The 21,329-nt window shown below is 47.4% G+C and carries 17 protein-coding genes and 1 pseudogene; 15 read left to right on the top strand and 3 right to left on the bottom strand.

What is annotated here, in order from left to right:
* Positions 1 to 293 precede the first annotated feature (293 nt).
* From HMPREF3168_RS10730 to HMPREF3168_RS09870, 8 genes and pseudogenes are all read left to right on the top strand, one after another.
* Positions 294 to 1,127: an SLAP domain-containing protein gene (locus tag HMPREF3168_RS10730; protein WP_246825694.1), complete on the top strand. Its 834-nt coding sequence runs from the start codon at positions 294 to 296 to the stop codon at positions 1,125 to 1,127.
* 96 nt (positions 1,128 to 1,223) lie between these two features.
* A complete protein-coding gene (locus HMPREF3168_RS06260) occupies positions 1,224 to 2,054 on the top strand; it encodes a hypothetical protein (protein ID WP_246825693.1) in 831 nt (276 codons plus the stop codon).
* Positions 2,055 to 2,240: 186 nt separating this feature from the next.
* The gene (locus tag HMPREF3168_RS06255; protein ID WP_070489182.1) at positions 2,241 to 3,224 is read left to right on the top strand and encodes a helveticin J family class III bacteriocin; all 984 of its coding nucleotides are present in this window, start codon (positions 2,241 to 2,243) and stop codon (positions 3,222 to 3,224) included.
* Between the two features lie 395 nt (positions 3,225 to 3,619).
* Positions 3,620 to 4,705, top strand: coding sequence for a BMP family lipoprotein (locus HMPREF3168_RS06250; protein WP_070489178.1), 1,086 nt, complete (start codon positions 3,620 to 3,622; stop codon positions 4,703 to 4,705).
* An 84-nt stretch (positions 4,706 to 4,789) separates the two neighbouring features.
* On the top strand, positions 4,790 to 6,334 hold the full coding sequence (locus HMPREF3168_RS06245; protein WP_070489175.1) for an ABC transporter ATP-binding protein: 1,545 nt from the start codon (positions 4,790 to 4,792) through the stop codon (positions 6,332 to 6,334).
* The gene (locus tag HMPREF3168_RS06240) at positions 6,327 to 7,466 is read left to right on the top strand and encodes an ABC transporter permease (RefSeq protein WP_003612341.1); all 1,140 of its coding nucleotides are present in this window, start codon (positions 6,327 to 6,329) and stop codon (positions 7,464 to 7,466) included. Before HMPREF3168_RS06245 ends, HMPREF3168_RS06240 begins: the two co-directional genes overlap by 8 nt.
* Positions 7,466 to 8,422, top strand: coding sequence for an ABC transporter permease (locus HMPREF3168_RS06235; protein ID WP_003616436.1), 957 nt, complete (start codon positions 7,466 to 7,468; stop codon positions 8,420 to 8,422). The genes HMPREF3168_RS06240 and HMPREF3168_RS06235 overlap by 1 nt, the downstream gene beginning before the upstream one ends.
* Before the next feature lie 321 nt (positions 8,423 to 8,743).
* Positions 8,744 to 9,640, top strand: a pseudogene (locus HMPREF3168_RS09870) (MFS transporter); the annotation flags it as partial.
* 160 nt (positions 9,641 to 9,800) lie between these two features.
* Here HMPREF3168_RS09870 and HMPREF3168_RS06220 read toward each other — a convergent pair.
* Positions 9,801 to 10,643 carry an aldo/keto reductase gene (locus HMPREF3168_RS06220; protein WP_070489166.1) on the bottom strand — a complete coding sequence of 281 codons (843 nt, stop codon included), beginning with the start codon at positions 10,641 to 10,643 and terminating at the stop codon, positions 9,801 to 9,803.
* 215 nt (positions 10,644 to 10,858) lie between these two features.
* Here HMPREF3168_RS06220 and nagB point away from each other — a divergent pair, with 215 nt between their 5' ends.
* The 6 genes from nagB (at position 10,859) to HMPREF3168_RS06190 (ending at position 17,449) form a co-directional block, all read left to right on the top strand.
* The gene (gene nagB / locus HMPREF3168_RS06215) at positions 10,859 to 11,563 is read left to right on the top strand and encodes a glucosamine-6-phosphate deaminase (protein ID WP_070489163.1); all 705 of its coding nucleotides are present in this window, start codon (positions 10,859 to 10,861) and stop codon (positions 11,561 to 11,563) included.
* 522 nt (positions 11,564 to 12,085) lie between these two features.
* Positions 12,086 to 12,733 carry a deoxynucleoside kinase gene (locus HMPREF3168_RS06210; protein WP_070489160.1) on the top strand — a complete coding sequence of 216 codons (648 nt, stop codon included), beginning with the start codon at positions 12,086 to 12,088 and terminating at the stop codon, positions 12,731 to 12,733.
* 21 nt (positions 12,734 to 12,754) lie between these two features.
* The gene (locus HMPREF3168_RS06205; protein WP_003611175.1) at positions 12,755 to 13,453 is read left to right on the top strand and encodes a deoxynucleoside kinase; all 699 of its coding nucleotides are present in this window, start codon (positions 12,755 to 12,757) and stop codon (positions 13,451 to 13,453) included.
* 243 nt (positions 13,454 to 13,696) lie between these two features.
* Positions 13,697 to 15,154, top strand: a complete 1,458-nt coding sequence (locus HMPREF3168_RS06200) for an ABC transporter substrate-binding protein/permease (protein WP_070489157.1) — start codon at positions 13,697 to 13,699, stop codon at positions 15,152 to 15,154.
* 19 nt (positions 15,155 to 15,173) lie between these two features.
* Positions 15,174 to 15,920, top strand: coding sequence for an amino acid ABC transporter ATP-binding protein (locus tag HMPREF3168_RS06195; protein WP_003616418.1), 747 nt, complete (start codon positions 15,174 to 15,176; stop codon positions 15,918 to 15,920).
* Between the two features lie 218 nt (positions 15,921 to 16,138).
* Positions 16,139 to 17,449 carry an NCS2 family permease gene (locus HMPREF3168_RS06190; protein ID WP_016396094.1) on the top strand — a complete coding sequence of 437 codons (1,311 nt, stop codon included), beginning with the start codon at positions 16,139 to 16,141 and terminating at the stop codon, positions 17,447 to 17,449.
* 65 nt (positions 17,450 to 17,514) lie between these two features.
* Here the strand turns inward: HMPREF3168_RS06190 and HMPREF3168_RS06185 are convergent, their stop codons facing one another.
* Together HMPREF3168_RS06185 and HMPREF3168_RS06180 are read right to left on the bottom strand one after the other, a co-directional pair.
* Positions 17,515 to 18,768 (bottom strand): MFS transporter, encoded by a 1,254-nt coding sequence (locus HMPREF3168_RS06185; RefSeq protein WP_016396093.1) that lies wholly within the window; start codon positions 18,766 to 18,768, stop codon positions 17,515 to 17,517.
* Positions 18,769 to 18,782: 14 nt separating this feature from the next.
* Positions 18,783 to 19,922, bottom strand: a complete 1,140-nt coding sequence (locus tag HMPREF3168_RS06180; RefSeq protein ID WP_016396092.1) for a ThiF family adenylyltransferase — start codon at positions 19,920 to 19,922, stop codon at positions 18,783 to 18,785.
* Between the two features lie 394 nt (positions 19,923 to 20,316).
* On the opposite strand from HMPREF3168_RS06180, the gene HMPREF3168_RS06175 reads away from it, so the two are divergent.
* A partial coding sequence (locus HMPREF3168_RS06175; RefSeq protein ID WP_070489154.1) for an IS30 family transposase occupies positions 20,317 to 21,329 on the top strand: 1,013 nt, incomplete at its 3' end.

Genomic DNA, 21,329 nt, shown 5'->3' with positions numbered 1-21,329 from the left:
GGAACATATGTCGATGTTGCTGCTTTAAGAGCTAAGGAGCTCTACACTTTCTATTCAGATCTAGACGGAAGAAGTAATCCGAATTATCGGATTAACTTATTGGATATTAACAGACTCGAAGATTACTATACCGATACTAAGAAAAACAAATAAAAACTTTCCCCTCTCACAAAATGTTAGGGAGAAAGCCAATAACTAATCTGAAGAAAGCAAGTCACGATACTGTGATTTTTTCCTTCGCCCTTGCGTTATAATCACTATTAAGAAATCGTTTTACAAAAGAGGTGATAATCATGCTCAAAAGACTACGTAACGCTCTGGTTGCCTTAGCTTTTTTGCTAGGCTTTTCTGCTTTAATTGCAAACACTGTGCAGGCCGCATACGATACGCCCTATCTAAAAGGCCAAGTCGTTCTGAAATTAAATTCCAACAGCTATGTCTATGACCGCTATGGCAACCGGATGCCTTGGTTCAACGGACTTTATGGTCCCCTCGGCTATCTAAAGAAGGGCACTTACGTCTACACAACCAGAAAAAAGGTTGAACGGACAGACAAAGATGTCCGCTATTATTTCCTCCATAGTACAAAATATCATACCTATGAAATTGACAAAAAATACTGGCTGCCTTATAAGAAAATCAATGGCCACTACTTTTACTACATTGGCCATGGAGCCTATATTAAAGCTAGAAACGTTTCAGAGATCAACAACCATTCTCAATATTCAAATGGCGAAAAAGCCATGATTGATGAAACTACATATGCATTTAAATTTAACAGCAAAACCAAGAAGATCACTAATCTTAAAAAGAAATATAAATACGGTGATTACGTCATGGTCGATGGCCTTAGGCAATTCACTGACAGTGATGGATTTCCTTTCTGGGATGCCGACCAACCATACTATGCGCGTTTAAAAGACACCGGTCATGGCTATACAGGAACGTATATCCTTTTGGGCAATTTACGAAAAAAAGATAGCGATATATTTTTTTGGGATATCGAAGAAGATACCCATCCTAACTATCGAATCAACATACTCGATATCAATTGGCAAGAAAGCAAGTATAAAAAAGCTGAGAAAGCTAAGAAAGCTGAAACGCAAAAGAGTAAGCAAGACGACTGATCCATACTAACAAGTCACCTTATCGTGACTTGTTTTCTTCGCCTTAGCGTTATAATTATTATTAAGAAAGCGCTTTTACAAAAAGAGGTGATAACCATGCTCAAAAGACTACGTAACACACTGTTTGCTTTAGCTGCCCTACTAAGTTTTACGGCTTTAGCAGCAACTCCAAACACAGTTTCAGCAGCAAGTTCATCAAAATACACGCCCAAATATATCAAACGGCAAGTCGTTCTGAAGTTAAACTGCAACAGCTATGTCTATGACCGTTATGGCAACCGGATGCCCTGGTTTAACGGACTTTATGGCCCCCTCGGTTACCTGAAGGAAGACAGTTATGTCTACACAACCAGAAATAGAATTGAACGGACAGACAAAGACGTTCGCTACTTCACCTTATTCACCAAATACCACGCTACTAAATACAATTATGGCTTCGTTGGTAAAAAATATTGGCTGCCATATAAGAAGATCAACGGACATTATTTCTACTACATCGGCTATGGCGCCTACATCAAAGCAAGAAACGTCTCTTTGATCAACGATCTGCCCCAATATTCAAATGGTGAAAAAGCCATGATTACGATGTCCGGCTATCCTTTTACATTTGACAGTAAAACCAAGAAAATAAAAAATCTGACAAAAAAATGTAAAGCAGGTAAATACGTAGTAATCGATGGTCTACGGCAATTTACTGACAGTGATGGCATTTACTTTATGGACGCCGATCAGCCAGTCTATGCTCAGTTAAAAGGAACAGGCCACGGCACTACGGGAACATATGTCGATGTTGCTGCTTTAAGAACTAAGGAGCTCTACACTTTCTATTCAGATCCAGAAGAAGGAAGTAATCCGAATTATCGGATTAACTTAGTAGATATTAACAGACTCGAAGATTACTATACCGATACTAAGAAAAAGAAATAAAAACTTTCTCCACTCATAAAATGTCAAGAGAAAGCCAATAACTAATCTGAAAATAGCAAGTCACGATACTGTGACTTGTTTTCGTTTTTTGCGAACACATGTTGCCTTATATAAACTTTTGTGCTAAACTTACAGTGTACTTGGCAAAAGCCAATGTACAAATTTATAATAGGAGGACTAATTTTTATGGTTAAGTTTAAAGAAACCACAAGCATTTCGCTCAAGAAGACGATTGAACTGAAGCCAGATCCAGGCCGCGCTATCCAGAAGGGTAATGTTGGCTCAACTTACATTTACTGTCTTTACCTGAAAAACGTTCAAAAAGATACGTACGTTGTTCGTGGAAAAGCTGGCAACATAAAGGATCAAATCCTGCACTTAAGCGGTGATGCAGCAGGACACACACAAACCTGGGAATATGCCGGTATCGCGAACAAGTGGTTCATCGGCGTCAAAAGAACTGATATTCATGATAATAAATGGGACAAGCAAATTGCCCGTGTTGATATCAAAGCGCAGAAAGGAAGCCACAGCAGTCATTTAGATTTTCCGCGTTTGGCTTACCTCAACCGTGCGGGCAGTCATCCATATCCCGGGGAGAATTTTGTCAGAGCAGAAACTGCTGTATCACCAAACCATCAAAAGTTTCTCTTAGCAACCATTGATGCTTCTGGCAACGGCTACTTCACAATCTACTCTCTAAGTACAATTAACAAGGCTTTGGACCAAGTTGCCTCACTTAGAAATGGTGATAACTACGTCAATATGGGTAACATCGCCTATCTTGAGTCGTTCTACTACCCTAACTTAAGCAGCTTAATCAATTCCTACCAAGGTTTTGATATGGATGATTACGGCAACATCTATATCTCTAGTCAAAAAGCTCCAGATATTAATTCTGATACCGGTGAATTTACAACTCACCACAAGCAGATCATCAAGATTCCAGCCAACAAGCGCTCCTTTGCGGATCAATGGATCAGCGTCAACTTGAGTGATTGGGGCAAGATCGACCACAAGGGCTATCATTCTGAAGTCGAAGGCTTACAAGTTATCAGCGAAGACCATGTCTATCTTACCGTTGCTTACCACTACAAAAAATATGATGATGATAAGCAACAGTACGTATCCGCCACTAAGTACAACAATCTCTACGAAATTTCCTGGTAAAAACTAATTAACTAACTTTCCTGATTCGTTAATTTTGCCAAGAACACAAAGGCACTCATCATTTGATGGGTGCCTTTTCTTAAACTTGCAACAAAAAAGGCAGCCTCACGGCTGCCCTAGATTAGCTAACTTTCCTGATTCTCTAATCTACTACTAATTGTATCACAACTGCCTTAAACTTCCCAGTCCGGGAACTGGTCTATACAAAGTTGCCGCTTTGTTCGTGAATTAACCGTTTTCTTAGCCGCTGAAAAAATTTTTCTCCAAATTCGTTCAAAAAAGCGAATATTCGCCTATCTGTTCTCTTGCTTTTTCCAAAACTGAATGCTATCTTTAATACATAATCGTTCGTCTATGAAAAAAGAAAAGAAGAAAAAGAAAGAAGTAATCTCGCTATGCGCTTTAATTACAAGAAATTGGTTGCCGCTGGGGCAGCCACCCTGTCAATCGCTGCTGTATTGACTGCCTGCTCCGGCAAGAAGTCTAACACTTCCGTCAACAAGGACACCAAGCACGGTATCGCCTTGATCACTGACGGTAACGGTGTTGACGACCACTCCTTCAACCAAGCCGCTTGGTCTGGTTTCAAGGACTACGGCAAGGAACACGGCCTCAAGCAAGGCAAGGGCGGTTACCAGTACTTTGAATCATCATCTGCTGCTGACTTCACCCCTAACCTGACTCAAGCTGCCCAAGCCGGCTACCAAACCATCTACGGTGTCGGCTACATGCTGACTGACTCAGTTAAAGCCGCATCCAAGAAGTACCCTAAGAAGAACTTCGTCTTGATCGACTCAGTTATCACTGGCCGCAAGAACGTTGCTTCAGTTACCTTCAAGAGCAACGAAGCTTCCTACCTTGGCGGTCTGGCTGCTGCCTACACCACCAAGACTAACAAGGTCGGCTTCATCGGCGGAGCCAAGTCCAGCGTCCTGGACCTCTTCGAAGCCGGCTTCAAGCAAGGTGTCAAGGATGGTGCCAAGGCCTTAGGCAATAAGATCACCGTTTACGACCAATACATCGGCAACTTCACCTCAACCGACAAGGCCAAGTCAATCGCCCAGTCAATGTACACTGACGGCGCTGACATCATCTACCAAGCTGCCGGCAACGCCGGTAACGGTGTCTTCACCGAAGCCAAGACCCGCAACAAGGCAACCACGGCTGCCAAGAAGGTCTGGGTCATCGGTGTTGACGTTGACCAGGCAAACCTGGGTAACTACACTTCAAAAGACGGTAAGAAGGCCAACTTCACGCTGACCTCCGTATTAAAGGGGCTGCGTTTCGCATGCAAGGACATCGCTGACAAAGCCTACAAGGGCAAATTCCCTGGCGGTAAGGTAATTTCCTACGGCTTAGCTCACGATGGCGTCTCTGTCACTAAGGGGAACCTTGATGCCAAGACTTGGAAGGCAGTGCAAGCTGCCCGCAAGCAAATCCTGGCTGGTAAAATTAAAGTTGCAACTGCTCCAAGTAAGTAGCACAATATATAGTGGTCAATCTGAAACACTCCGCAATATTAGGGGGTGTTTTTTTGTAAAAGTAATTACAGAAAGTTTTGTCATATGGAAAAAGAGATCAAAAACATCATTGAGATGCGCCATATCGTGAAAGACTTTAACGGTTTTAAAGCCAACAACGATATCAACCTCACGCTCCGCAAGGGCGAAATCCTGGCGCTTCTTGGCGAAAACGGCGCCGGCAAGTCTACTTTAATGAGTATTCTTTCTGGCCTGCTCGAACCAACCTCTGGCGAAATCTACGTGCGGGGCGAGAAAGTCAACATCTCCGGCCCAAACGTCGCTACCAGCCTGGGGATCGGGATGGTGCACCAGCACTTTATGCTGGCCCAGGCCTTCACTGTCCTGGAAAACATCATCTTAGGCCACGAAACCACCAAGGGCCTGGCCCTGGACTTCAAGACCGCCAGAGAAAAGATCCTAGCCCTGTCCAAGCAATACGGCCTGTCCATCGACCCTGACGCTAAGATTTCCGACATCACCGTCGCTCAGCAGCAAAGAGTTGAAATCCTGAAGGTCCTTTACCGCGGGGCCGACATCTTGATCTTCGACGAACCAACTGCCGTTTTGACGCCGCAGGAAATCACTGAATTCATCAAGATCATGAAGAACCTGGCCAAGGAAGGCAAGTCCATCATCTTGATCACCCACAAGCTGAAGGAAATCAAGGAAAGCGCCGACCGGGTCACTGTCATCCGGGCTGGTAAGTCCATCCAAACCGTTAGCGTTGCCGATGCAAATGACGAACAATTGGCCGAAATGATGGTTGGCCACCATGTTAACTTTAAGCTGGACAAGGCTCCCATCAATCTAGGCAAAAATATCCTGGAAGTCAAGGACCTGCACGTCAATGAAGACCGGGGGACCGAAGCAGTCAAGGGTCTCTCCTTCAATATCCGCGGCGGGGAAATCCTTGGTCTGGCCGGGATCGACGGCAACGGCCAGGACGAACTGGTCGAAGCCATCACTGGCCTGCGCCATGTTGAAGGCGGCCAAGTCGTCATCAACGGCCAGGATTTGACCAACAAGCCAGTCCGCCAAATCACGGAAGCCGGCGTCGGCCACATCCCTGCCGACCGGCAAAAGTACGGCTTGATCCTGCAACTGCCTTTGTCTGAAAACATTGCCAGCCAGACCTACTACAAGGAGCCTTACTCCAAGCACGGGATCATGAACGAACAGACCATCCGGGAACACGCCCGGGAACTGATCAAGAAGTTCGACGTCCGCACGACCAGCGAACAATTGCCAGCCAGCGACCTGTCCGGTGGTAACCAGCAAAAGGCCATCATCGCCCGGGAACTTGACCGGGACGCTGACTTGATCATTGCCTTCCAGCCAACCCGGGGCTTGGACGTCGGAGCCATCGAATACATCCACAGCCAGCTGCTGAAGCAAAGAGACGCCGGCAAGGCCGTGCTCCTTGTGTCCTACGAACTTGACGAAATCTTGCAGCTGTCTGACCGAATTGTCGTCCTGCACGACGGGGCCGAATCAGGTGAAGTCAAGCCTGACCAGACTAGTGAAACTGAACTCGGTTTGCTTATGACCGGGAAGAATACCAAGAAGGAGGCTGCCGCTAATGATTAAGGTGAGCCCTAAGGCCAAGCGGCTTTTAGTGCCGATCGTTTCTGTTATTGCCGGCTTTTTAGTCGGGGCCATCATCATGCTGGTCTGGAGCTATGACCCATTCCAGGCCTACAGCTCAATGTTTGAAAGTGCCCTGGGCTCAGCCAACGGGATCGGGGAAACCATCCGTAACGCCACCCCGTTGATCTTTATCGCCATCGGCTTCCAGATCTCTTCAGCCGCTGGCTTCTTCAACATCGGTCTGCCGGGCCAGGCGCAAGCCGGCTGGCTGACCGCCATCTGGATCGGCCTGGCCTTCAAGGGCCTGCCCGTCTACATCCTCTTGCCATTTGAAATCATCGCCGGCAGCCTGGCCGGTGCCTTGGTTGCCGGGATTGCCGGCTGGCTGCGGGCCTACTTCGGAACTAACGAAGTTATCTCAACCATCATGCTTAACTACATCGTCCTCTACCTTTGCCAATACCTGCACCAGGACGTCATGAACAAGAGCCTCCGCGTTGACACCGACACTACCAAGACCATCGGGGCTAGCGGCAGCCTGCGGATTCCGTGGCTGAGCGAAATGTTCGGCGGCTCCCGGATCAGCGGTGGTATCTTCCTGGCCATCATTGCCCTGGTCATCTTCTGGTTCTTGATGAAGAAGACCACGGTCGGCTTTGAAATCAAGGCGGTTGGTTTGAACCCATTCGCCAGCCGTTACGCCGGCATGAGCGACAAGAAGAACATCATCATCTCCATGCTCCTGTCAGGTGCCTTCTGTGGCCTGGGCGGGGTCGTACAAGGTCTGGGGACTTACCAGAACTACTTCACCCAAACGACTACCCTGGACATCGGCTGGGACGGCATGTCCGTTGCCCTTTTGGGCGGCATGAGCGCCATCGGCATCCTGCTGGCTTCCCTGCTCTTCTCTATCTTGAAGATCGGTGGCCTGGGGATGCAGACGGCAGCCGGGATTCCATTTGAAATCGTTTCTATCGTCATCGCTGCCATTATCTTCTTCGTAGCCATCAGCTGGGCTGTCGGCCTCCTTTTCAAGGAAAAGAAGTCTGACAAGACTGCGACCTATATTGCCACGGCGGAAACCGCCGGCCGGCAAGCCGCCAATGACCAGCAAAAAGGAGGGGAAGCATAATGAACTTCGTGACTGTATTAGCCTTAATCGTTTCATCAACATTAGTTTATTCAGCTCCCTTGATTTTCACCGCTTTGGGCGGGACCTTCAGTGAAAACTCAGGGATCGTCAACGTCGGTTTGGAAGGGATCATGACCATGGGGGCCTTCACCTCCATCGTCTTCAACCTGAGCTTCGCCTCAACCTTCGGCACCGCTACTCCATGGCTGGGTGCCCTCTTGGGCGGGATTGTCGGGATCATCTTCTCCCTGCTGCACGCCGTTGCCACGGTCAACTGGCGGGCTGACCACGTTATTTCCGGGACGGTCTTGAACTTGATGGCGCCGCCATTGGCCGTCTTCCTGGTCAAGGCCATCTACAACAAGGGGCAGACCGAAAACATCAACCAAAACTTCGGCTACTTCTCCTTCCCTGGCCTGGCCAACATCCCGGTTATTGGGCCGATCTTCTTCAAGAACACTTCAGCTCCTGCCTGGGTGGCCATCGTCTTGTCCATCTTCCTCTACTGGGTACTATACAAGACCCGCTTTGGCCTGCGCCTGCGGTCCAGCGGTGAAAACCCGCAAGCTGCCGACACTTTGGGGATCAACGTCTACAAGATGCGTTACGCCGGCGTCTTGATCTCCGGTTTCCTCGGCGGGATCGGCGGGGCCGTCTTCGCTGAAGCAATTGCCGGGAACTTCTCAGTTTCCACTATTGCCGGGCAAGGTTTCATGGCCCTGGCGGCCATGATCTTCGGCCGCTACAACCCAATCGGCGCTATGCTGTCCTCCCTCTTCTTTGGCTTCGCGCAAAGCTTGAGTATCATCGGGGACCAGATTCCAGGCATTTCCAGCCTGCCATCCGTTTACCTGCAGATCGCGCCTTACGTCTTGACGATCATCGTTCTGGTGGTCTTCTTCGGCAAGACTGTCGGGCCAGCTGCCGACGGGCAAAACTACATCAAGTCGAAATAAAGAAAACAGGGCTTTGGCCATGTTTTTTACTGACATTTTTTCTAAAAAATGCTAAAGTAAATTAATGACAAGTTTTTAAAGCAAGCTTTGTGGAGCTTGGTTCACTGAAATATTAAAGTATGACTCCAATTCTGGCTGAATCCAAAGACCCTTTCCGGGCCCGGATTCGCTGAATTGGAGTTTTTTTATTGAAGGTTTGAATTTAATGGAAGCTCATGAAAAAGTCGCCCCTTCCGTGATCTGGTCGATCATCGGGACCGCGGGCGTGGCCTGCAGCGGGGTTTTGGTCGAAACGTCAATGAACGGACCTTCCCAACCCTGATGAAGGTCTTCAACCAGTCTTTGAACAACGTGCAGTGGATTACCACGGCCTACCTGCTGGCCGTTACCTTGACGATCGTCCTGGCTGCCTACCTGCAGCGCAGCTTCAAGTTCAAGAGCTTGATCATCGCGGCGGGCACGGCCTCAGTCATCGGCGGGGTGATCTGCATGCTGTCCAATACCTTGCCGGTCATGCTGCTGCCCCGGGTCAAGCAGGGTTCTTTCGTCGGGACAGCGGGCATGATCGTCGCCCTGGCCCCGTCACTTGGGCCGACCTACGGGGGGATCTGCCTGGCAGCTCTTAACTGGCGGTTCAACTTTATCTTTACCCTGCCGATTACCATTGTCTTCTGCATCATCGCGGCCCGCTTCATGAGCGACAATAAAGCCCACCGAGACCACTTCAACTTCAGCGAGTACCTCTTGATCGTCCTGGCCCTGGTTGCCTTGACCCTGGCCGTTAACAACTTAAGCTCCGGCTTTGCCAGTCCGCTGGTTTGGGGCGGGCTTTTGGTCACGGTCATTTCCTTTGTCATCTTCTTCAAGCTGGCCAAGCAGGAAGGCAAGGCCCACATCATCAATATTTCCGTTTTGAAAAATACCAGCTTTAACCTGGGTCTGCTCATCTACACTTTCCTGCAGTTCATCCAGATCAGCCTGACCTTCGTCATCCCTAACCTGGCGCAACTGGGTCTGAAGACCAGTGCCTTGACCAGCGGGATGCTGCTGCTCCTGGGCAGCCTTTTGTCAGCCTTCTTCGGGCCGGTAATGGGCCGGCTCTTGGACAGCCAGGGCTTCAAGAAGCTCTTCTTAATCGGCAGCTTCCTGGCCATGGCCGGCATTTTGCTCTACATCATTTTTGCCCAAAAGCTCTCCATTGCCTTGATCGTGATCTTCCACGTCATGTTCATGACCGGCTTCAGCATGATGTACAACAACTCCATGACGATCGGCCTGCAGCAGCTGGATCATCAGCCGCTTTTTGGACTTGGACTGCGGGGAAGAAGACGGCAAGGTCTACGACTACTACAAGACCTTCGTGGAAATCAGCTGAAAATTAAATGTTCTCCAAAGGTTGCTTGCTCTTCGGTGGCAGGTAATCCCGATCCAAGGCGGCCAGTTCACCGGCGGTCAAAACCAGGTCAGCAGCCGCCAGGTTGGCCCGCATGTGGTCAACTGAACTGGCTTTGGGAATGGTCAATACCTGCCCGGTCCGCATGGTCCAGGCCAGCATGACTTGGTGGACGGACACGCCCCGCTTGTCAGCGATCTGCTTTAAGCTGGCTTTAACGGGAATAGATTGCCCGTTGCCTGAGTTAAAGGGCGAATAGCCAATAAAAGCAATGCCGTGCTGCTTTTGCCAAGGCAGGAGGTCATATTCAACGCCCCGCTTGTCGAGATTGTAGAGGTCTTCATTGGCAAAAACGGCCCCTTCCCCGGCGATATCTACCAGCTCCTGCATATCAGCCGTGTCAAAGTTGGAGACGCCCCAGTGGCGGATCAGGCCGGCAGCTTGCAAATCCTGCAGGCCCTTGACGGTTTCTGCTAAAGGATAATCGCTCTTCCAGTGCAAAAGATACAAGTCCAGATAGTCTGTCCGCAGCCGCTTTAAGCTGGCGGCCAGGCTTTTTTTCTGGTCATCAGGACTGGCATGCCAGGGGTAGAACTTGGAGATAAGGAAAAGCTGGCTCCGGTCCAGGTCCTTGATGGCTTCGCCAACCAGGCTTTCAGCCCGCCCTTCCCCGTACATTTCAGCAGTGTCGATCACGTTGACGCCGGATGCCAAGCCGCATCTTATAGCCTCGATTTCTGCATCCCGCTTTTCGGCATTTTCCCCCATGTTCCAGGTGCCCAGGCCCAGCTGGCTCAGTTTTTCCCCTTTGACGGTCATGTATTTCATGCTCTTGCCTTCATTTATTTCCTATTTTTCTGTTTTGCTTTATTCTTTCTATTTTTTCTTACTTCTAAGCATAGTACAAGGGCGGCCATTTTTTGGAAAAAAGCGCTCAGATTTTACCAAGATTTATTGGTCTATACCTTGACAAAAAATCCTTACGGAACTAGAATGGACTATACCAATATGGGTGAGTAAAAAATCGAGGAGTCGTGATCATCATGAAAATTATCGTTGTGAAAAACGCCAGTGAATTAGGCAAGCAGGCCTTTGACCTTTTGGCAAAGGCGGTTGACGAAGGGGCTAAGACCTTGGGCTTGGCAACTGGGTCTTCACCAGTTGAGCTCTACCAGGAGATTGTGGCCAGCCAGCTCGACTTCAGTCAAATGACCAGTGTCAACTTGGATGAATACGTTGGTCTCAGCCCGGAAAACCCGCAGAGCTACCACTACTTCATGAACCAGCATCTCTTCCAGTACAAGCCATTCAAGCGCTCTTACCTGCCAGACGGCCAGGCAAAGGACATCCAGGCAGAGTGCGGCCGCTACAATCAGGTTTTGGCAGAGAACCCGGTAGACTTGCAGGTCTTAGGGATCGGGCAGAACGGGCACATCGCCTTCAATGAACCGGGGACGCCGTTTGACAGCGTGACTCATGAAGTTGCTTTGACGGAAAGTACGATCAAGGCCAACGCCCGCTTCTTCGACAGCATTGATGAAGTGCCAAAGAGCGCCATCTGCATGGGGATTGCCAATATCATGGCGGCTAAGGAGATCATCCTTTTGGCCAAGGGGGAAAGCAAGGCTAAGGCTATTAAGGCCATGGTTGAAGGGCCAGTGACTACGGATGTCCCGGCCAGCGTCCTGCAAAAGCACCCGAACGTTACGGTGATTGCCGACCAGGCAGCTGCGAGCTTGCTTAAATAAGAAGTAAAACAGGAGCATCTTCTCAGTAAGAAGATACTCCTGTTTTTTGCTAAAGTTTTGGAAAGCGGTTACAAAAAGCAAAAAACAATGATTATATAATATGTAACATATATTATGGATTTACATCAGATTTAACATTGGGAGTGATTAAAATGCCTTGGTTTACAATCATGACGGTCATCGTAGTCATTTTGGCAGTCTTCGGCCTAATTGCTTTGGCCAAGTATCTGATCAACTACTCTAAAAAAGGCCGCTAAACAGCATACGCAAAATGATCTGCCTCAACAGAAGGCAGATCATTTTAGTTTATGTTTTCCGAAATCACCACATGGATGACTGGATTCCTAATCTAGTAGGGTTCTTTTAGGCTATTGTTCCACGTGAAACACCATCCCCTCCTCCAGGCAAATTATTCCTCTATCATATAAAAAATCTTTTTGGACAAAAAGCTTGCTAAGGCACTATATCTTGCAATAAACTATTAGAGCAACGTAGATCTAGTATAGTATGAATAGAAAGAGTGTGATCACCGTTATTGTCTTAAGTGGCCCAATTGGAGCCGGCAAATCCAGTTTAACCAGTATCCTCGCCAAGCACCTTGGCTCAACAGCATATTACGAAGAGGTCAACAACAATCCGGTTCTGCCTTTGTACTACAAAGACATGAAACGGTACACCTTCCTCTTGAACACCTACTTCTTGAACAAGCGGCTGGCTGAAATCAACGCCGCCGCCGGCAACCACAACGACGTTTTAGACCGGTCCATCTACGAAGACTTGCTCTTCTTCAACATGAACGTCGATAACGGGGTTGCTGACCCAACTGAATATCAGATCTACCACGACCTGATGGACAACATGATGGAAGACGTGCCAGGCAATCCGCGCAAGAAGCCGGACCTCCTGATCTACATCCACGTCTCCCTTGACACCATGCTCAAGCGGATCGGCAAGCGGGGCCGGGAGTTCGAACAGCTCGACTCCGATCCAGGCCTGAAGGAATACTACCAGAACCTCCTGCACTACTACGAGCCCTGGTATGAACAATATGACGTTTCACCAAAGATGATGATCGATGGTGACAAGTACGACTTTGTCGACAACATCGATGACCAGGACCTGGTTCTGGACATCATCGACAACAAGCTGCGCGAAATCGGTAATTTATAGTTAGTTGTTAGAAGGAACGTGATGACCGTTATTGTATTAAGTGGGCCCGTTGGGGCCGGTAAATCCAGCCTAACCGCAATTCTTTCCAAATATCTGGGGACCAAGCCTTTCTACGAAAGCGTCGATGACAACCCTGTCCTCCCGCTTTTCTACAAGGACCCCCTCAAGTACACCTACCTGCTGCAGCTCTTCTTCTTGAACACGCGCTTCCACAGCATTAAAAAAGCCCTCAGCGACGACAACAACGTCCTGGACCGGTCCATCTATGAAGATTCTCTTTTCTTCCATATGAACGCCGACATCGGCCGGGCCAATGACCTGGAAGTCCAGACCTACGACGAGCTGCTGGAAAGCATGATGAAGGAACTGGAGCGGATGCCTAAGCGCCATCCTGACCTCCTGGTTCACATCAATGTTTCCTATGAAACAATGATCAGACGGATCCAGAAGCGGGGCCGGTCTTACGAGCAGCTCAGCTTCGACCCGACCCTGGAAGACTACTACAAGCGGATGCTCCGCTACTATGAGAAGTGGTACGACGACTACGACTACTCACCAAAGATGATGATCGACGGCGACCACTACGACTTCATGGCCAGCGAAAGCGACCGGACTGAAGTCCTGGACCAGATCACCCAGAAGCTCAAGCAAGTGGGCAAGCTGCCAAAGAACTGGCAGGCCGGTGAAATTGCCACCGAATCAATCGAATTTTCATCTTAAGAAGCTCCCCTGACGGGGGCTCTTTTATTTAGGCTAAATTCTTTGTTTAGTTAGCTTTCAGCCTTGTAGAACGATTTTTTTAATTCTTTATGGGGTTTCACTTTAAAAAGAAAATTGGTACCGGTTGCTTTTATCCAAAGATAAGCTGTATAAAATAAACCGTTTCTAAAAAACGTGATACAATATTGACGATCTGCTTTTCTAGCGGAAGAAACTATTTATGAAAAAGGGTGAAAAGATAACATGCATTTAAAGAAACTTCGCAAACTTCTCCTGCTGCCAGTCAGCCTGCTCATCGCCGCGCTGTTCTTAACGGCGCCCAAGGCCCAGGCTGCTAGCAAGAAGACTTACATCATCGGTACCGACCAGACTTTCAAGCCCTTTGAAATCCAAGACAAGGATGGTACCTACAATGGCAAGAACCCGGGGATTGACATCGAAATCCTCCGGGAAATCGCCAAGCACGAAAACTTCAAGTACGAGCTGAAGATCATGTCCTTCAACGCCGACGTCCAGGCCCTGCAGTCTGGCCAGATCGACGGGATGATCGCCGGCATGAGCGTGACTGAAGAAAGAAAAAAGACCATCGACTTCAGCAACTCCTACTACACTGACGGGGTCTGCCTGGCCGTGGCCAAGGACAGCAAGATCACCAGCATGAAGGACCTCAAGGGCAAGACGGTTAACGTTAAGACCGGGACTACTTCTGCTATCTATGCCAAGTCCATCCAAAAGAAGTACGGCTTCAAGCTGAAGTACTACACCAACTCCAACACTTCCTGGGCTGACGTCAAGGCCGGCAACGCTGACGCCTGCTTCGACGATGGTCCGTCCCTGCGCTACGGGATTGCCAACGGGACCGGCCTGCGCATCGTCGGCAAGCAGGTTGCCAACGCCCCTCTGGCTTTTGCAGTTAAGAAGGGGGAAAACCAGGAACTCCTCAAGATGTTCAACGACGGTCTGGCCTGGCTGAAGAAGACTGGCCGCTTAAAGAAGATCGTCAACAAGTACACCAGCAAGAAGGCTGTTAAGAGCCAAGTCGTAGCTGATACTTCAATTTTGGGCTTAATCAAGGACAACGCCGGCGCTCTTCTGCAAGGTCTGTGGATGACCATCGAACTCTCAATCGTCGGCATCCTGGCCGCCCTGGTCTTCGGTTTAATCCTCGGGATCATGGGGATCGCTGAACACAAATTCTGGCATGGCCTGGCCAACGTAATCATCTACATCTTCCGTGGGATTCCAATGATGGTTTTGGCCTTCTTTATTTACATCGGCATGCCAACCTTGCTGGGCCACAAGCTGCCCCTCTTTACCGCCGGCATCCTGACTTTGATGCTGGACGAAGGGGCCTACATCGGGGCCATCGTCCGCGGGGGCTTCGAATCAGTTGACGTGGGTCAGTGGGAAGCGGCCCGGTCCCTGGGTCTGCCTTACTACAAAGCCCTGTGGAAGGTTGTTGCCCCGCAAGGCTTCAAGCTGATGATTCCATCCCTGGTCAACCAGTTCATCATCACTCTTAAGGACACGTCCATCCTTTCCGCCATCGGGGTCATGGACTTGACGCAAACTGGTGCCAACTTGATCGCCCAAAACTTTCAGGGCTTCAAGATGTGGCTGATCATCGCCGTAATATACCTGATCATCATCACCCTGCTTACCTGGCTGTCCAACTACATTCAAAAGAAGATGCAACATTAGTTAAAAGGAGGCTTTTCCCATGGAAGAAAAATACAAGGTTCAGGTAACTGACCTGCACAAGAGCTATGACGGCGTTCATGAAGTCATCAAGGGCGCTAGCCTGGACGTCGCGCCAAGCGAAGTCGTCTGCATCATCGGTCCGTCTGGTTCAGGCAAGAGTACCTTCCTGCGCTGCATCAACAAGCTGGAAGACTTCCAAGACGGCCACATCTACTTGGATGGCGTTGACCTGGCTGACCCAAAGGTCGACATCAACAAGATGCGGGAAAAGATCGGCATGGTCTTCCAGCACTTCAACCTCTTCCCGAACATGACCGTCCTAGAAAACATCACCCTGGCTCCGGTCGAACTGGGCAAGGAAGACAAGGAAACGGCCATCAAGGAAGCCCACAAGTACCTGCAGATGGTCAACATGGATGACAAGGCCGACGTCAAGCCGACCACCCTGTCCGGCGGCCAGCAGCAGCGGGTAGCCATCGCCCGGGCCCTGGCCATGAAGCCGGATGTCATGCTCTTTGACGAACCGACCAGTGCCCTGGACCCGGAAATGGTCGGCGACGTTTTGAACGTTATGAAGAAACTGGCCCAGGAAGGGATGACCATGATCGTGGTAACCCACGAAATGGGCTTCGCCAAGCAGGTGGCTGACAAGGTTGCCTTCTTCTACGGCGGCGTGATCAAGGAACTGGGGACGCCGGAAGAAATCTTCGACCACCCGCAGGAAGAAGAAACCAAGAACTTCTTGAACAAGGTTTTGAATATCTAAGCTGAGTTTAGATTCTTTTAAAACAAGTGAAAAAGTTAAAAGGAAAGCGCTTGAGTTGCCATGCTCAAGCGCTTTTTAGCGGCTAAAAATAATGGAAACACACTTTATGATCACTAGCAAAATTATAATTCGTATTTACATCCGGTTAATTCCATGTTAAGGTAGAAACATCCCCTTCTATTGGAGGAAATTCCGAACATTACCTACTGGAGGATCAAATGGAATTTATTAACAAGTATTTCGAGCTCGACAAACTCGGTTCAAACCCTAAGCGGGAGTTCATCGCTGGTCTGACGACCTTCTTCGCGATGTGCTACATCCTTTTCGTCAACCCTAGCGTCTTGGGCGCCAGCGGGATGGACAAGGGCGCGGTCTTCACGGCAACTGCCCTGGCCAGCGCGCTCGGCTGTCTTATCATGGGTATTTTTGCCAACTACCCGATCGCTACTGCCCCGTCTTTGGGTCTTAACGCCTTCTTCGCCTACACTGTCTCCATCGGCATGAAGGTGAAGTGGCAGACTGCCCTGGCCGCTGTTTTCCTGGCCTCAATCATCTTCATTTTGATTACGGTCTTCAAGCTGCGGGAACTGATCGTTGACAGCATCCCTAACGACTTGAAATTTGCCATTTCCGCCGGGATCGGGATCTTCATCGCCTTCCTGGGCCTGCAAAACGGCAAGCTGGTTGTCAACAGCGCTTCTACTTTGGTAACTATCGGTTCCTTCAAGGACCCAGCTGCCTGGGTAACCATCTTCGGTCTGCTGGTAACCATCTTCTTGATGATCCGGCAGGTGCCAGGCGCGATCTTCATCGGGATCGTCCTGTCTTCAATCTTCAGCATCCTGGTTGGCCAAAGCAAGATGCCGACTTCAGTCGTTTCTTTGGCGCCAAGCTTGAAGCCAAGCTTCGGCCAAGCTATCTTCCACCTGGGCGACATCAACACGGTGCAGATGTGGACGGTCGTTTTAACCTTCCTCTTGGTGGCCTTCTTTGACACCACTGGTACCTTGATCGGTCTGGCTAACCAGGCTGGACTGATTGACAAGGACGGCAAGATGCCAAGAATCGGCAAGGCCATGGCGGCTGACTCAACGGCCATGATGGCTGGTTCCATCATCGGTACTTCACCGGTTGGCACCTACGTTGAATCTTCATCCGGGATCGCTGCCGGCGGCCGGTCTGGTTTGACTGCCGTTTGGGTTGGCATCTTCTTCCTTTTGTCCATGTTCTTCAGCCCGCTTTTGAGCGTGGTAACGACTACAGTTACTGCTCCAGCCTTGATCATCGTCGGCGTTTTGATGGCCGCCAACCTGGCCAAGATCTCCTGGGACAAGCTGGAAATCGCTGTTCCAGCCTTCTTGATCGTGATTGGCATGGGCTTGACCTACTCCATCGCTGACGGGATGGCCCTGGGGCTGATCGTTTACCCGATCTCCATGACTGCTGCTAAGCGCGGTAAGGAAGTTTCACCAATGATGTGGATCTTATGCGTGATCTTCATCATCTACTTCTTGATCTTGAACGTTTAATTAAACTAGATAGTAAAAAAGCATCGAGCTCATGCTCGATGCTTTTTTGCATAGAAGTATTCTCTTTATCTCTCGTTCATAACTAATTTTTTGTTTTGAGTCAGCAATGCACAGAGCACGATAAAAAGCGTTGCTAAGATGGTAAACAGTATCCAACTTACTTGAGGCGTTTGCATATTTGCAATACTAAGAAAGAGTGCCTGACCCACAGGGGCTCCTATCAAGACCGACATCTGCATAAATCCAGAAACGGCAGCAATTTTCTCGTTAGGAATTTCTCTAACCATTAAGGCACTGATTCGGGGGTTGACTTTACCAGCTATGTAGCCCGCTGCAAAAAGGCTTACTGCAGCTAAGATTAAAGCTTGGTGCCAGATAAACGACACTCCTAAAGCTGCTAACGAAGCTCCAGCCAATAAAAGCAACGTTAGTAAACGACTATTTTTCAAGAAATCATTCATTAAAAGACTTCCCAAAATGGTTCCAACTGACAAAATAATGTCTAATAAGGCTACTGTATTCCCATAATTGCCAAGCCACATAGTGCGTTCACCTAACAAGGCGACATTAATCAGCCCATTCATTGAGGCACCGAGGAAATTGATTATTACTGCTAAGGCAATAGTCAACAAAATAAAACTATGTTTTTTCAATTCAAGCCAGGCATCAGCAATATTGCTCAATAAAGATTGATCTGGCTTTTGTGATAATGGAATCTCTTTTTCAGCTTTAATTAACCTTGGCCAGGTTAATTTTAAGGGTAAAATTGCTAAGCAAAAAGTAGCCGCATTAATCCAAGCAAAGGCAGAGTAATTGTAAGCCATGGCAACAATCAGCGCAGCACCAAGACCTTGAAAGATAATCTGCACCGTGGTCGTGGCTGCAGTTTCTAAGCCAAAAGCAGCATTTAACTCATCCTCAGGCAGCAGTCTTGGCAAAAAGGGCAAAGTTAAACCGTTAGCGTAACTGCCAATTGTATCTGACACGATATTAATTAATAGTAAGAATAGAAATAAAGGGAATGACTGTGGTAGCTTAATTAAACCAGCTAACAGCACAAAGAGAGCTGCTTGAATCATTCTAACGATAATTACGCTTTTAGCTTTATGATGGGTCTGATCAGCCAGGCTGCCAGTTACTACAGATAAAAGAGACGGCAGTAAGGTCGCAAACGAAGCTAACGATACTGCTAGTGATTTATTGGGGACACTTGCCGCATAAATGATAAAAACAATATTATACAGACTATCTCCAATTCCGCTTAAAACTGTTGAGTTAATTAAGGCTCGATACCCTGAGTTTTTCAGATACACTTTCATTCGTATTCATCCCTTTACTTGAATAAACCATAATATTTAAAGACTTCCCAATCCTCAACTTTTCCATTCCCACATGTAGGACACTTATCAGGATATCTAGGCCATGGCTTATGCGCAAAGGAACTGAAGTTTTCATAGTCAATTTCTAATTGTGTAGATAGGCTCCTTGGTTTAGCATATCCCGTCAATACTCTAACAGCTTCATCTACAACAACGGATGTTAATTGGTATATTGCTGGCCCGTAAGCAATTGACTTTGGTCTAAAGCCGCTTTTAGCCGATCCAATAAATTGTTTCAAAAATTGTTTATCCGTCAAAGTATAGTGAATATTAAGGCAATCAAAGCATCCTGTAATTCCTGGAATAATAGTAAATACACGCCCATGGTTCACTTGGGTACCTGCGAAAACACAAGGTATATTAGCTTTAACAATTGCCTCGTTAACAACTCTAACTATCTCGAACTGAGGCTCATCAATAGCACTAATTACCATATCTACAGACTCCAAATATTTCTGTAAATCTTCCGGCTCTTTTATCTTAAGATTATGTACCTCAACTTCAATTTGAGAATTAATCTGATTGATTGCCCTTCGTGCTACATCTGTCTTCATCAAACCAATATCTGCTTCACTATAAAGGAATTGCCTACCTAGATTTTCTTCTTCAACCATATCATAATCAATAATTTTAATTTTTCTAGGACCTAATCCAGCTAGCAACGTTAATATATTTGTACCACCTCCACCAAGTCCGAGCAACAAAATCGTAGATTCCTGTATTTTTTTCTGAACATGGAATCTATCATTAGTAGAGTTGATATAATGACTAAAATATCTAACATTTGGCATATACCGTGCGTTAAGGCATTCTTCTTCCTTTAAATCAGTTTCTTCCAAAAAGCCTTCTTGATCTAGCAGATTAATCCCATCAAGTATGTAGTCATCTGACAATTCTAAGTCAGGAAACCGTCTTCTCTCTTCATCCAATACATCCTTCAAAGAACGACCATCTAATATAGTGGCTAGATTCCATAATTGTTCTGTAGGATCATAAAATTCTTTAGTAATTCCAATTTGTGCACCGATTCTAAAGTGCTCTTGGTCTAAGCGATATACCGGATATATCTCCTTAATTCGTGGTCTTTTATACATATCTCGTCCTCCATAAAACAAAAACTGCAGCTTTAATTGCTGCAGTTTCTTACTGCTAAAATACAGTCCAAACAGTGTACTTATCGTTGTTCAAGTTTCTCTTAACTTCTACGAACTTGCTCATTACGCTCATCTCTTTTCAAAGAACTAGATCTGACACAACAATAAAATTGATTTTTTATTGTTGCGCTAATAGTATTATCATTTTAAGCTTTTTTCAATCAAATTTGCATATTTGCAAAAAATAAAATCTTTTCGCCGATTGTAAAATCAAATTGAACACTGTTCCGATCCAGTAAGTGAAAATCGTTTTTACTGGATCGGAGCACAAAAAATCCATTTCAACCTTCTGGTAGAATATGAATTACCACAAAACATTTCTAGAGAGGTTAAAATGGATCATTCATATTCTAACACTAAACTACACCAAAAGGGAAAGCACCTTTCAAAGGATGATCGAATTACAATTCAAGTGATGCATTCTATTGGCTGCTCAAACCGTGCCATTGCTAGAGAGCTTAACTGCTCGCCAAGTACAATCGGATATGAGCTCAAAAGAGGCACTGTATCCCTTTATACTGGCAATGTGAAACGATACAAAGCTGTCAAGGGACAAATGACTTACGAGCGCCATAGACGCGAATGCGGCCGTAAGAGCTTGTTCCTTCGTCGAAGCAAGTTCATCAACTATGTTTCCCACTGCTTCCATAAGCGAGGCTGGTCTCTTGATGCCTGCGTTGGCTATGCTTTAGCCGAAGGTATCTTCCCAAAGGATCAGGTCGTGTCTACCAAGACTCTATACAACTACGTTGACCTTGGCCTTATGGACATCAAGAACATCGACCTCCCAGAAAAGGTAAAGCGCAATACCAAGGCTCGTCGTGCTCGTGCAAACAAGCGCATTCTGGGCCGAAGCATCGATGAACGCAGTCCTAGAATCGATACCCGTAAGGACTTTGGACACTGGGAATGCGACCTGGTTCTTGGACACAAGACCAAGGATGATGATGTGCTGCTTACTCTGTGTGAACGAAAGACACGTCGCTTCTTCATGATCAAGATTGAAGATAAGACTTCAGCCAGCGTCATGAAGGCATTTGACAAGCTTCGCGAGTTTTATGGATCCAAATGGAACAGAATCTTTAAGTCTATCACAACCGATAACGGCTCCGAGTTCGCGGATCTATCAAATCTTGAGCAAGTTTCCAAGACGCTTGTGTACTATGCTCACCCTTATACATCCTGTGATAAAGGTAGCGTAGAGCGGCATAACGGGCTTATCAGACGCTATATTCCTAAGGGAGATCGGATGGATAAGTACAGCGTGGAAGACATTGCTAAGATCGAAGTATGGTGCAACTCTCTTCCTCGAAAGATCTTAAATGCTAATTTCCCAGGATTTTACAA

Origin of the sequence: Lactobacillus sp. HMSC08B12 (genome assembly GCF_001808415.1) — a bacterium.
In the GTDB taxonomy this organism is placed as follows: domain Bacteria; phylum Bacillota; class Bacilli; order Lactobacillales; family Lactobacillaceae; genus Lactobacillus; species Lactobacillus delbrueckii.
This window is presented reverse-complemented; position numbering and strand designations above follow the sequence as displayed.